The organism is Aliinostoc maniaoense (assembly GCF_058172895.1).
Window position 1 is genome coordinate 3482675 of the sequence record NZ_CP187952.1, and the last position, 14225, is coordinate 3496899.

The window sequence follows — 14225 nt, forward strand, 5'->3', positions numbered from 1 at the left end:
AAATATAGAATCATTGTCAATATTCCTTTTTTTTTAATAGATCACTATAGGTTTAATGTCTATCTTTAGAATTACTAGAACGAATTATTAAGTAACTAATTGATAATGCTAAAACGGCAGTCCCTAAGCCAATAATATCTATTCCTCTAACTTTTTCTAAATCAAGAATAATAATTTTTCTAGATACAGCTATCAGTGAAGTAACAATTACTAATTCTACTTGAAAGACGTGCCTTTTGAGATAAGCTGTAATATTCTCTAATATTTCTAGGGCAATTAAAATATTTAGAAACAACCCGAAAATTTTAAATAACGTGGTATTAATTAAACCATAGGGTGTAGTAAACATTTCTTTAACTATATAAATTCCTAAATCTACAATTGCTACCAAAATAACTACTACCATGAAAATAGATAGAATTTTGGAAACTATCACCTCTATATTTTCAATTACGCACATGAAACTTTCATCTTTAGTCAATCCGAAAATTTTTCTGATTAACTTTCTCATTGGCTGCACCCACTTTTATCCAAACTAAAAAAATCAAAAAACAAAATAAAAATCCTCTAGTTTTAACTACAGGATTAATCATTGATATCTTATTGACATATGTAGATTATCTTATCTTGCTAATAGACAATATTAATACATCAAAAGTAATAATGGTAACTATTGACTATTAGCTAGAAATCCAATTACTATTCAGCAGCTTACCATTGTGTGGACTGGAGTTGAGTAGTTTTAGCTGTGATTTTTACAGAGATAGGTATTAGTTGGACTGCACAGGCTTTTAATTCTGGTTGGAGAGAATCAGGGCATGATTCGGGATGGGTGAGGGCGTTAGCTTCGGCGTTATCAGCCCAGAGTGAACCCCAGTGCATCGGGACGAAAACTGTACCGGGAGCGATCGCCTTTGTCACTTTGGCTTTAAACTGGGCAGTACCACGACGCGATCGCACTTCTATCATTTGATTATCGATAATTTCTAACTTAGCCGCATCACGGGGATGAATTTCTATAAATGGTTCTGGGTGCATAGAACGAATTTTTTCAATTCGCCCTGTACGCGTTTGGGTGTGCCAATGTCCGTACAGTCTTCCAGTCGTTAACACAAAAGGATAATCTGGGTCTGGTGGTTCTGCCAATCCTTTAGAGTAATAAGCTGCAAATTTAGCGCGACCATCAGAAGTAGGAAAGCGTAAATCAGTATAAAGTCTTTTAGCCCCAGTCCCCTCCTGCGGGTGCGGCCATTGAGTTGCACCTTCTTGGCGTAACTGTTCATGACTAATACCAGTCATATCGCAAGTACGGCCTTTGGTTAGTTGCACAAACTCGGCGTAAACTTGGGCAGAATTATTAAAGGCGAACTTATCCCCAAAGCCTAATCGCCGTCCCACTTGCGCGAATATTTCCCAATCGGCTTTAGCTTCCTTTGGTGGTTGGCGGAATGCTTGACATAAAGTTACCCGACGTTCGGAATTGGTCATTACGCCCGTTTTTTCACTCCACTGCGCCGCCGGTAAGAGAACATGGGCAAAAGCTGAGGTTTCTGTGGGGTAATATGCGTCTTGGTAAATTGTAAAAGGCGATCGCCATAACGCTTTTTTTGTCCGCTCTAAATCTGGCATACTCACAGCTGGGTTAGTAGCTGCAATCCACAATAAACCCACATTCCCAGCTTCTAAACCTGTAATCATCTCCCACGCTGTTAAACCAGGATGGGGTGAAATTTGTCCCGGCTGTAACCTCCAAAACTCTTCCACCTCAGCCCGATGTTGGGGATTTTTCACCGACCGATAACCAGGTAACAAATGTGCTAACCCGCCAGCTTCTCTACCTCCCATTGCATTGGGTTGACCGGTGAGAGAAAAAGCCCCTGCGCCTGGTTTACCGATTTGTCCGGTCATCAGGTGGAGATTAATAATAGTTCTAACTTTCGCTGTCCCTTCCGTTGATTGATTTATGCCCATCGACCACAACGACAACACACGTTGTGATTTACCCCAATAACGGGCGGCGGTTTCTAAATCTGCAACGCTGATTCCACATTGACGGGCTACTACTTCCGGCGAATAGTGGCGGATGACTTCTGCATAGGCGGAAAAGTTACTGGTACAGTCATCGATGAAGCCCACATCTATCATCTGCCAACGCATCAATAAATGGGCAATTCCATTTAACAAGTCAATATCTGTACCGGGACGAATCGCCAAATGCAAGTCGGCTGCTTCGGCGGTGGGTGTGCGTCGGGGGTCAACCACAATCATTTTTACATGGCGGTTTTTTTTATGGTATTTCGCCAAGCGGTTGAAAACGATGGGGTGACATTCGGCGGTGTTTGTCCCAATTAAAAATGCACAGTCAGTTAATTCTAAGTCTTCATAGCAGCAGGGAGGCCCATCTGACCCAAAACTTTGGATGTACCCAGACACCGCACTCGACATACATAAGCGGGAGTTTGCATCAAAATTATTTGTCCCCAAACACCCTTTCATGAGTTTTTGGGCGATGTAGTAGTCTTCAGTTTGGAATTGGCCAGAACCATACATACATATGGCTTCTGCACCTTGGGTAAGGCGCACAGTTTGAATGCGTTGGGTGATCAGATTAAAAGCTTCATCCCAACTGACACGGCGGAACTCTTGATCTAGAGAGTCGCGCACCATTGGGTAATGTAGTCTATTTTTATCTAAAGATTCGGCGATCGTTGCACCTTTGACGCACACCATCCCCTGGCTAGATGGATGGGATTTATCGCCGCGTACTCGCCAAATGGGGTTTCCTTGGTTGTCGCGGTTGGTGGCTGTGTTGGGTTGGGCTGGGGGGGATACTTCTAAGCCGCAGCCCACACCACAGTAAGGGCAGACGGTCTTGGTAGATTCGGGCATAGGAATTGTTTCGCGCAAAGGCGCAAAGGCGCAAAGCAGAACGACTATTGACTACTCTTCGTGAGCAAATCGGCGATATAAAAAATCTAGGGCGTAGTTACGGAGGTTGTAGTATTCAGGGTCTTCCATGATGCGGCGGCGGTTGCGGGGGCGGGAAAAGGGTATATCTAAGATTTCCCCGATTTGGGCGGCTGGGCCGTTGGTCATCATGACGACTTTATCAGCTAGGAAGAGGGCTTCGTCGATGTCATGGGTAATCATTAAGACGGTGACTTGATGATCACTCCAAATTTGCAGGAGTTCTTCTTGGAGTTCTTCTTTGGTGATTGCGTCTAATGCGCCGAAGGGTTCATCGAGAATTAAGACTTGGGGACGGATGGATAAAGCACGGGCGATCGCAACTCTTTGTTTCATTCCGCCGGAAATTTGGCTGGGTTTTTTGTCGGCGGCTTCCATGAGTCCTACCATTGCTAGATGTTCTCTGACAATGGCGCGTTTTTGGGCTTGGGGTTTGTTGGGGAAGACTGCATCTACTGCTAGGTAAACGTTATCGAAGACGGTTAGCCAGGGTAGTAAGCAGTAGTTTTGAAAGACCATCATCCGGTCGGGGCCTGGTTCGGTGATTGGTTGGTCTTGGAGAAGGACTACGCCATCTGTGGGGGTGTTGAAGCCGGAAATCATGTTTAGTAGGGTGGATTTCCCGCAGCCTGAATGACCGATTAAGCAGATAAATTCGCCTTCGCGGACTTTGAGGTCGATTCCATCTAGGACGGTGTAAGGGCCTTCTGGGGTGGGGTAGATTTTGCTGACACCTTCTACTACTAGGAAGTTGTCTGCTTTGGGGGTGGGGGGTGTTTGGGGTTGGGTGTTTTTATTGATTATTTGCATGGGTTTGTTAGATTTTATTTGCTCAGGCAGAGGCGCAGAGGCGCAGAGAGGATGAGAGAAACTAATTACTAAATGAAGATTTCTTCGATGCGGATTTGATGTTTGATTTCTAGGCTTTTGAGGTATTCTAGGGGTTCGGATGGGTTGAAGGTTTTACTGTCGAATAGGTGAATGGGGTTGTCTTCACCGATGTCTAGTAAGCCGAGGTCACGGGCGGCTGCGCCAAATATGTCTGCGCGACATACTCTTTCTATGACTTCTACCCAGTTTTTGGGGAATGGTGTAATACTCCAGCGTGCTAGTTGAGTGAGCATCCACAGGGTTTCTGTGCGGTTGGGGTAGTTGGTTTTATTGAGGTAAAACTGATTGTATGTGGTGAGTTCTTGGGGTGGTTTACCGTCGCCGCGATCGTAGGGGTCGATGAAACCAGGGCGAATATATGCAGGAGATATGTTTAAGTATTCGGGGCGGGAGAGTAATTCTAGGATTTCTGGACGGTTGCGGTTGTCGTCACAGTATTTGCAAGCTTCTAGTAGTGCTTTAGTTAAGTTTAAATGGGTTTCTGGGTGTTTTTGCGCCCATTCTTCTCGGACTCCTAAAACTTGCTTTGGCTGTCCTGACCAAATTTCTAAGGCGGTGGCTGCAACAAAACCTAAGTCTTGGTGTACGGCTTGATAATTCCAAGGTTCTCCCGCACAATAACCGTCAATATACCCGGCTTCGAGTTGGGTAAGCATTTGTGTCGGTGGGATGACGGTAAGACTGATATCTCTATCGGGATCTATCCCAGCCGCCGCTAACCAGTAACGCAAAATCAAGTTCTGCATTGATGCTGGATGTACTACGCCCAGGTTAATAATTTGGTCGGGAGAGGTGTTTATTACTGCTTTTAAGTCAGCGAGATTACGCACCCCTTGGTTATACAATCTTTTGCTGAAGGTAATGGCGTTGGCGTTGCGGGAGAGATTGAGGGCGTTCACTACGGTAATTGAAGGGTTTCTATCAGCACCTAGTGTCAGTGCTAGGGGCATTCCTGCTAGCATTTGGGCTGCATCTAATCTGCCTGTGACAAAACCTTTGGTGATTTCCTGCCAACTATTGGCTTTACTGAGGACAATATTTTCTAAGCCATACTTAGCAAAGAAGCCTTTCTCTTTGGCGACAATTAAAGGCGCAGCATCAGTTAAAGGCATAAAGCCAATTTCGATGACGGCTTTGGCTGTGCTGTTTTCTGATGTTACTAAACGCTGGCTTTGACGTTTCTTCGCTTGTTTTTGCTGATTGAGGAAGTAAATGATTTCATTCCGCAGATTGTAATAACTGGGATGTTTGACGACTTCCAAACGCTGACGGGGACGCGGAATGGGGACTTCTAAAATTTGCCCAATGTGAGCTTCTGGCCCGTTGGTGAGCATCACGACGCGATCGCTCAACAATAACGCTTCATCAACATCATGTGTCACCATCACACAGGTAACATTATGTTCATTGCAGATTTTCATCAACTGTTCCTGCAAACTCCCCCTAGTCAAAGCGTCTAAAGCTCCGAAAGGTTCATCTAACAGCAACAACTTGGGACGAGTAGCCAAAGCGCGCGCGATCGCCACCCGTTGTTTCATCCCCCCAGACAACTCACGAGGACGTTTATTGGCTGCATGGCGCAATCCCACCATATCAATATGTTCTTCAATAATTCCCCTGCGTTCACCCTTCGGCTTACCTTGATAAACCTCATCCACAGCCAGAGCAATATTTTCCCTCACCGTCAACCAAGGAAGCAACGAATAATTTTGAAACACCACCATCCTATCGGGACTAGGATCTCTCACCTCCCGCCCTTCCAAAGTCACACCGCCAATACTCGCCCGATCCAAACCCGCAATAATATTCAACAGCGTAGACTTACCACAACCCGAATGTCCAATTAAAGAAACAAACTCCCCTTGCTTAATCTTCAACTCAATATTTTTCAGAGCAATATATCTACCACCATTTGGTAAATCAAACACCCGATCAACATGATCAACCTCAACAAAAGTAGTCATCACTCATTCTTCCTCAGTCACAACCTCTACTAACTCTCCGCGTACCTCTGCGCTTACCTCCGCGCTCCTTTGCGTTAACTACTTCTGCTCCGCCACCACCTTACTAGCCACAAAACCCACCAATCTATCTAAAAACAAACCCACCAAACCCACATAAATCAGAGCCAAAATAATCTCACTCAAATTAGTTTCCGTAGTCGTGTTGTAAGCATCCCAAATAAAAGAACCAATCCCCACACCACCGACTAACATTTCCGCCGCCACAATCGCCAACCAAGACAACCCAATCCCAATTCTCAACCCCGTGAAGATATAAGGAACAGTCGCCGGAAACACAATTTTCAAGAAATACTTTGCACCTTTGAGTTTTAACACCCTAGCCACATTGATATAGTCTTGCGGAATTTGTTGCACACCAACAGTTGTATTGATAATAATCGGCCAAATTGAAGTAATGAAAATCACGAAAATTGCCGAAGGATTAGCCTGTTGAAATGCTGCTAAAGAAATTGGTAGCCATGCCAGAGGCGGTACAGTTCGTAACACTTGAAAAATCGGATCTACAGCATTGTAAACCAACTTATTTACACCGATTAAAATACCTAGAATAATCCCAGCGATCGCAGCTAACGAAAAACCTATCCCTACCCTGCCCAAACTACTAAGTATCTGCCAACCTAAACCCTTATCACTTGCACCATTATCAAAGAAGGGATTAATAATAAACGGATTCCAAGTTTCAGAAAAAGTTTCTATTGGCCCTGGTAATTCCAAATTAGGTGTTAAACAAAGTAATTCCCAAATTACTAGAAAAATTCCTAAAGCTACCAAAGGTGGTAAAAGTTTTTGACCAAGGAATTTATTAATATTTTTACGAGATTTTTTGCGGAAATTCCGACTTCCTAAAACAGCAGCCATATTCTCTCTTTTTTTCGTGATTTTTACAGGTGTTTGTATTTTAATGAGTACAGAAGCCAATTCTATAAAACAGAATTATCACTGTTTTCTCCTAAGTGTTTGTATCTCTGAGCGGTAACTCACTGCTCAGAGTTTTTTTATTACACTTTCTTAATTTTCAGGCTTTGTAAATATGCTTCTGGGTTTTCAGGGTCAAATTTTACGCCATCAAAAAAAGTTTCCACACCGCGAGATATGCTTGTAGGAATTTCAGCATCAGGGACACCAATTGCTATAGCTGCTTTTTTCCACAAGTCTTCTCTATTTACTTGCTCAACAAGTTCTTTAATCTTGGTTTCTTTTGGCAAATAACCCCAACGAATATTTTCAGTTAAAAACCAAATATCATGGCTCTTATATGGGTAAGAAGCATTATCTGCCCAGAACTTCATCCGATAAGCAAACTCTTTTTCAGTCCGCCCATCACCATAATCAATATTGCCTTTAGAACGTTCTACAATATCTGCGGCAGCAACATTAAAGTATTTGCGATCAGCGCAAATTTTACACATTTCTTCTTTGTTTTCTTGCTTTTCGCACCATTGTTGAGCTTCTAAAACTGCCATTAACATTGCTTGGGCAGCATTGGGATTTTGATCAACCCAATCTTTCCGCATCGCAAAGGCTTTTTCAGGATGATTATTCCATAATTCACCTGTAACTAAAGCCGAATAACCCAATTTTTGACTAACTAATTGGGCGTTCCAAGGTTCTCCAACACAGAAAGCATCAACTGTACCAACTTTCATGTTGGCTACCATTTGTGGTGGTGGCACAGGTTCTAAAACCACATCTTGATCTGGATTAATTCCACCAGCCGCTAGCCAATAGCGCATCCATAAATCGTGAGTTCCACCAGGAAAAGTCATACCAACTTTCAGGGCTTTTTTATCAGCTTTAGCTTTATCGGCTGCCTCTTTCAGTGACTTGCTTTGCAGATTGACTTGCAATTCTTTAAACTTATTAGCTACAGAAATACCCTGACCATTAGTATTTAACCGCGCCAAGATATACATTGGCACTTGCTCTTTAATGGTAATCAGGTAAGGCATAGGACTCAGGATATGTGCGCCATCAATACCACCACCGGCTGAACCAATTTTCAGGTTGTCGCGGGTAACAGGCCAAGATTTTTGTTTGATTACCTCTACATCAGTCATGCCGTATTTAGCAAAGAAACCTTTTTCTTTGGCGATAATTAAAGGTGCGGCATCAGTCAGGGCAATAAATCCGAGTTTAGCTTTAGTTGTCTCAACCTTGGGAGCATTAGCCACTGTGGAAACATTAGCAGCTGGATTTGCTGAAGGTGCTTGCTCACCAGTACTAGTTGAATTATTCGCAGCGCAAGCATGAGTGACAATAGAAGCCGCAGCCGCCGCACCTGTGGTGAAAATAAATTTTCTTCTGGAAAAGTTGCTCATTGTTCTTTGTGTATTGTTAATTCGTCGATTTGGGCATTGGGCATCGGGCATCGGGCATCGGGCATCGGGAATGGCGCAGGGTGTGGGAGGTGTGGGAGGTGTGGGATGGTGGAGAACAAATCTTTCCCCCCACACTCCCCCCTCCCTTGTCTCCCTTGTCTCCCTTGTCTCCCCTACACCCCTACACCCCTACACCCTTCGCTAAAACTTCTTCCCTGACTTTCGCGCCGAAGTTTTGAATGAGTAATTCTCTTAATACTGGCTGTAAGTCTTCGCAGGGTATGCCTTTTTGGACGCAGCTACCTAATTTGGCATCTTTACCAACTTTGCCACCCATATAAATATCAACGCCTTCTACAGCTTTGCCGTTTTTACGGGCTTTAGTTCCCATGAGTCCGATGTCTGCAACTTGGGGTTGTCCGCAGGAGTTGGGGCAACCTGTCCAATGAATACGGACTGGATGAGTGAATGTTAACTCTGATTCCAAGGCTTTAATGATTTTGAGGGCGCGGTTTTTGGTTTCGATGAGGGCGAAGTTGCAAAATTGTGCGCCGGTGCAGGAAACTAGCGATCGCATTAATAAACCAGGATCAATGGAAAATCTCTCCATTAAAGGATCGGCTAAAAATGTCCGCAGTTTTGAGTCGGGAATATTGGGAATAATCACGTTCTGTTCAACAGTCAGCCGCATTTCACCACTACCGTAAACTTCCGCTAACCTTGCTAGTTCAAACATATCCTCGGCGTACAATCTTCCTACAGGAATGTGTAAGCCAACATAGTTTAACCCTGGTTGCTTTTGTTTATAAACTCCAATGTGATCCCGCTTTTCCCAGTCGATTTCGTCTTTGGGTGCGGCTGGTAATAAGGATTTACCCAAACGCTTCTCCACCTCTAGACGAAACTTCTCTATCCCCCATTCATCAATTAGCCACATCAAGCGCGATTTCAAGCGATTGGCTCTGAGTCCGTTGTCTCGATAGACTTCTAAGACTGCTCGACAAACAGCCACTACTTCTTCTGGAGTTACCCAAGCGTTGAGAGGAATCGCCGCTTCACAACGTTTAGCAGAAAAGAAGCCACCAACTAGGATATTAAAGCCTAACACTGAGGATGCAGAGAAATGTTGCCCACTCCCTAGTACCCAGTCCCCAGTCCCTTCTTTGAATGCTGGCACGAAGGCTAAATCGTTGATTTCCGCGTGAACGGAATTGTCTCTACCACCGGCGATCGCTATATTAAATTTGCGTGGTAGGTTACTAAATTCGGGGTTTCCTTGCCCTTTGTTGGTGAACATATCTTGGATTTGTTGCACCAAATCACGAGTATCATACAATTCATTTGCATCTAGCCCCGCCACCGCATCACCTGTAATGTTGCGGATGTTGTCCATTCCTGATTGGATACTGGTTAAACCCACAGTGTCAAATCGATTGAAGATATCGGGTAAATCTTCAATTCTGATGCCCCGCAGTTGCATATTTTGTCTGGTGGTAATATCAGCGTTGCCGTCATCTCCGTAACGTTGCACTACCTCCGCTAATACCCGCATCTGATCACTGCTGACAATACCATTAGGCATCCGCATCCGCAGCATAAACTTACCAGGGGTGACGGGACGGAAAAATACACCCACCCACTTCAGACGATGATCTCTGTCGGTTTCGTCCATTGCTTCCCACCCCAAAGAAGCAATTTTTTCAATTTCCTCCTTGATTTTCAAACCATCTTTTTCAGCTTTAAATTTCTCGAACTTATTCAGACTGCTTTTGGTGATAGTTGCTGTATCTGTCATTATCTGACTCTCTTTGCAAACTGCTAATCATCAGAACCTCATCAGGCATTACCCCATACCAATTCACCCGTAAGTAACCCTACGAGATCGAAATAATGGCAAACGAATATATATTGATGCCTGATTACCTGTACTCAAGATTTTTCCGAAATTATTGAGTTGCTCTTTCAATGAACCGCCAGCCGCCTATTGTCATTGAACGCAACTTCATTTTTGAATAGGGAAGAATTTGTAATTTTTTACATGGTCAAAATTTGTCAAGTGATTGTCATGAATGTTTATGTAACATTTTTGATACTTCTCAGGTTATGCTGTGATTTACGATAAAATCGTATAAACAGCTACAGAATTTTAGTATTAATGCTTAAATTAAATCAATATGATGCGTTTTCTGCATAACACGGTGATTGGAGACTAATCAATTCAAAATTCAGAAATTTTGGAGCATGGGGCATAGGGCATTGGGCATTGGGCATTGGGGAATAAGATTTCTCCCCTGCTCCCTGCCCCCTGCTCCCCTGCCCCCTGCTCCCCGTTCCCTATTCCCTATTCCCTATTCCCTAATAACTATGAAACGTCGTGATTTTATTAATTGGGTAGGTTTGGGTTGGATAGCTAGCAGTTTGCCTGTAGCGATCGCAGCTTGTTCTACTACCACAACCACATCTGGAGATTGGCAAACTATCGGTACTATTGCGGAATTAGATAAAACTGGTCAATTACTGAATGAAAATTCACCTGTTGGCTCGGTTTTAATCGTCGGTACTTCTAAAACAGGGGATTTAATTGCTGTTAATCCTACTTGCTCCCATAAAGGATGCACAGTAGCATGGCAAGCGGCTAATAAAAAATTTGTTTGCCCTTGTCATGGTGCAGAATATGCAGTTGATGGTACAGTACAAAAAGCACCGGCTACAAAACCCCTCAAAACTTACGCCGCCAAGATTGAGGGTGATTCAGTTGTAGTTAAGGCTAGCTAGTAGAGGCAGAGGGGCAGGGAGCAGGGAGCAGGGGTAGACAAGGGAGACACGGGAGACAAGGTAGACACGGGAGACACGGGAGACAAGGAAGACAAGGAAGACAAGGAAGAATTTTCCTTAGTTCCCAATGCCCAATGCCCAATGCCCCATGCCCAATGCCCCATGCCCCATGCCCCATGCCCAATACCAATTGAAAAATTAAAGTAAGGTTTTGTGAATAACATCGGCCAACTTTTGGTGCAGGCGCAGACAGCGCATAATGCGGCAGATTTGTCATTGCTAATTCAAGATTTACAACAGTTGATGTTAGCTAATGACTCCAAAAATTCAGAAATAGCTAATGCAGAATATCTATTAGCATTAGCATTAAAAATTTTAGAGATGGGCGATTTTCAGCAACGTTGGGATATTGCCAAAGTGCTGAATCAATTAGGAAATATAGCAATTCCGTCATTAATTGCCATCTTAAAAGATGAAGATGCAGATGATGAATTACGCTGGTTTGCTGCTCGAATTTTAGGAGATTATCAACACCCGGATGTGATTCATCCTTTAGTAGAATTATTGCAAACTACTGAGGATGAAGAACTGCAAGCGATCGCCGCTACAGCATTAGGACACATGGGTAATGTGGCGATTCCTGCGCTTACTTCTATGCTCAAGTCAGATGATACTAGACTTTTAGCAGTGCGATCGCTCTCCTACATTCGCACTCAAGAAACTATCACACCATTATTGAGTGTAGTACAAGATGACCAAGCAGCAGTACGCGCAGCTGCCTTAGAAGCTCTCAGCAGTTTTCATGATCAACGTGTACCACCTATACTATTGAAGGCTTTAGATGATCAAGCCGCTACCGTCAGACGTATCGCTGTCCAAAGTTTAGGTTATCGTGCTGATTTATCTACAGAATTAGATTTGGTAGGAAAATTACAACCGCGATTGTATGACTTTCAGATTGAAGTCTGTTGCGCTGCCGCCGTTGCTTTGGCGCGGATAGGTGGTGATGTAGCTACTGGGCATCTATTTACAGTTTTAATTTCACCCCATACACCCATTACCTTACAACTTGAAATCATCCGTGCCTTGATTTGGGTAGAAACATTATTAGGTGTGGAATGTTTACAAAAAGCAGTAAACGAGTTAAATTCTGTAACTCTTTGGCAAGAAATTATTACGGTTTTAGGTAGAGTTCAGAAGCCCGAATTAATTACAGTAGCCACAAAAATTTTGTCGGATATGGTGCAATTAGAGCATCCGGCAACTAAAATCACCAGTGTGAAAACTGCGATCGCTTTATCTTTAGGTCAGTTAGGTTGTACAGAAGCTACACCAATATTAAATGATATGTTGACAGATCAAGATGAATTTGTCAGACTTCATGCGATCGCTGCACTGACAAAGTTAGAAAGAAATTGCCGCAAAAATTCACTGTAAATAGAAACAAACCATAAAAGCTGTATCAAAATCTACCAAATTAAAAATAAAAATCCGTTAACTTAAATAGAAGCCATAAATGTAAATCAGGCTACATAACTCATGCGACTAGAACAGTTGCAAGCCTTTCTAGCGATCGCCCAAACTGGTAGCTTCCAAAAAGCAGCCAAAAAATGTGGTGTGACTCAATCGACAATTAGCCGCCAGATTCAGTCTTTAGAGGCTGATTTGGGTGTGGAATTGTTTCACCGGACAAATCAAGCCAAATTAACGCTAGGTGGTGAACGCTTACTACCTCGCGCGCGCAAAATTTGCCAAGAGTGGGAAACAGCAACCCAAGAGTTAACAGATTTAATGGCAGGAAAGCAGCCAGAATTGTGTATTGCAGCAATTCATTCTGTTTGTGGTTCTTACCTACCGCCGATATTACAGAAATTTTGTCGTGATTATCCTGATGTGCAGTTGCGGGTGACATCTTTAGGTAGCGATCGCGCCTTAAAAGTCCTCAAAGATGGTTTAGTAGATTTAGCGATCGTCATGAATAATCGCTTTCTCACCACTGGGCGAGAAATGGTAGTAGAAGTCTTGTATGATGAACCGATAGAACTTTTAACCGCCGCTAATCATCCCCTAGCCCAGTATGAATTTGTACCGTGGTCAGAAGTAGTACGTTATCCCCAAGTAGTATTTAAAGACGGTTATGGGATGCAGCGTTTGATTCAAGAAAAATTTGAACGCCTAGAAGCAATCCTCCAAGCTGCCTTAGAAGTTAACACCCTAGATGCGTTTCGGGGTGTAGTGCGTCAAGGTGAATTAATCGCGTTGTTACCTACTTCTGCATTACTCGAAGCACGCCTTGATCCTACCCTCGCTGTTCGTCCTTTAACTAACACAGGCTCATTATCTGATACTTCTACCCTCAGCCGCCGGGTAGTGATGGTGACAACACAAGACCGTCTGCAAATTCCCCCCATTCAACATTTTTGGCAACTTGTGCGGGATAATATCCGCCCACAATTTGAGCAACAGCAAGAAGCTTCTTAAGTCGAACATGATAAGTAAGTAGAATGAGGTGAATAATTAGAGGTTTGTAGTGAGAACTTTAGTTCTCAAATAAGGACTAAAGTCCTTACTACAAACTCAATCTTAGTATTTTTACATTACTTAACACAGTTTGCTTTTTTTAACTCGTTCTAGTTAATTCAAGGTTTGTAATCAGAACTAGATATATAGGAATCTGAATTGATTATTGAACGGCAGGGCGCAGGGAGCAGGGGAAGAATGATCTGTAGCCGGGATTTACAGAAATGGTATAACACACCCTACACATATTACACATACTTAGATTTTTTCAGAAATCAAATACTAGTCCTATATTTGATTTATTTAACAAAGAAAGACCAGAAAATAGTCAAGTCCAAAGCAGGGAGATCAAAAAGTGCTAAAAAAAAACAGCCAACCACTTTTTAAACGTCTTCTGATAGCGTCACACACCAACCATAAATTTTGATCCTTGCGTAAGTCCTGATATAAGGTTAATCTGTTTAATCCATAATTATTTATGATTTATAGATATTTCACAAGCCACTATTTATAATTAATCAGCTTTTATTTAGAATATATTTTTTCTTTCCCTTGGTAAAATAACTGTATCTAAACTGGTATTTTTCAGCAAGGGCGATTTATAGCACTTTGCATTATCTCGTAAATTCTTTTTAGAAATAAAAATCAGATTTTTTGTAGTTTGGATAGTTATCACTATCAGCTATAGGTGAAATTAGTCTTGATTTAGCAGACTTTAGAGTGTAGAAAG

At 42.8% G+C, this 14225-nt stretch carries 10 protein-coding genes; 3 read left to right on the forward strand and 7 right to left on the reverse strand.

Going from position 1 to position 14225, the window contains the following annotated elements:
* Window positions 1–52: 52 nt before the first annotated feature.
* From ACPZ3T_RS15235 to ACPZ3T_RS15265, 7 genes are all read right to left on the reverse strand, one after another.
* Entirely contained in the window at window positions 53–511 is a 459-nt protein-coding gene (locus ACPZ3T_RS15235) for a phosphate-starvation-inducible PsiE family protein (RefSeq protein WP_490270333.1), read from the reverse strand.
* Between the two features lie 200 nt (window positions 512–711).
* Window positions 712–2889 (reverse strand): molybdopterin oxidoreductase family protein, encoded by a 2178-nt coding sequence (locus ACPZ3T_RS15240; RefSeq protein ID WP_490270334.1) that lies wholly within the window; start codon window positions 2887–2889, stop codon window positions 712–714.
* 51 nt (window positions 2890–2940) lie between these two features.
* Window positions 2941–3777 carry a nitrate ABC transporter ATP-binding protein gene (locus tag ACPZ3T_RS15245; protein ID WP_490270335.1) on the reverse strand — a complete coding sequence of 279 codons (837 nt, stop codon included), beginning with the start codon at window positions 3775–3777 and terminating at the stop codon, window positions 2941–2943.
* Between the two features lie 68 nt (window positions 3778–3845).
* Window positions 3846–5822 carry an ABC transporter ATP-binding/substrate-binding protein gene (locus ACPZ3T_RS15250; protein WP_490270336.1) on the reverse strand — a complete coding sequence of 659 codons (1977 nt, stop codon included), beginning with the start codon at window positions 5820–5822 and terminating at the stop codon, window positions 3846–3848.
* Window positions 5823–5900: 78 nt separating this feature from the next.
* Window positions 5901–6740, reverse strand: a complete 840-nt coding sequence (gene ntrB, locus ACPZ3T_RS15255) for a nitrate ABC transporter permease (protein WP_490270337.1) — start codon at window positions 6738–6740, stop codon at window positions 5901–5903.
* A 140-nt stretch (window positions 6741–6880) separates the two neighbouring features.
* The gene (locus ACPZ3T_RS15260) at window positions 6881–8200 is read right to left on the reverse strand and encodes a CmpA/NrtA family ABC transporter substrate-binding protein (protein ID WP_490277230.1); all 1320 of its coding nucleotides are present in this window, start codon (window positions 8198–8200) and stop codon (window positions 6881–6883) included.
* 181 nt (window positions 8201–8381) lie between these two features.
* Window positions 8382–9995 (reverse strand): ferredoxin--nitrite reductase, encoded by a 1614-nt coding sequence (locus tag ACPZ3T_RS15265; RefSeq protein ID WP_490270338.1) that lies wholly within the window; start codon window positions 9993–9995, stop codon window positions 8382–8384.
* Between the two features lie 569 nt (window positions 9996–10564).
* Between ACPZ3T_RS15265 and ACPZ3T_RS15270 the strand changes: the two genes are divergently transcribed.
* The 3 genes from ACPZ3T_RS15270 to ACPZ3T_RS15280 all read left to right on the forward strand — a co-directional run bounded on the left by ACPZ3T_RS15270 (window position 10565) and on the right by ACPZ3T_RS15280 (window position 13456).
* Window positions 10565–10975: a QcrA and Rieske domain-containing protein gene (locus ACPZ3T_RS15270; protein WP_490270339.1), complete on the forward strand. Its 411-nt coding sequence runs from the start codon at window positions 10565–10567 to the stop codon at window positions 10973–10975.
* 213 nt (window positions 10976–11188) lie between these two features.
* Window positions 11189–12412: a HEAT repeat domain-containing protein gene (locus ACPZ3T_RS15275; protein WP_490270340.1), complete on the forward strand. Its 1224-nt coding sequence runs from the start codon at window positions 11189–11191 to the stop codon at window positions 12410–12412.
* A gap of 102 nt (window positions 12413–12514) precedes the next feature.
* The gene (locus tag ACPZ3T_RS15280) at window positions 12515–13456 is read left to right on the forward strand and encodes a LysR family transcriptional regulator (RefSeq protein ID WP_490270341.1); all 942 of its coding nucleotides are present in this window, start codon (window positions 12515–12517) and stop codon (window positions 13454–13456) included.
* The last annotated feature ends 769 nt before the right edge of the window (window positions 13457–14225 follow it).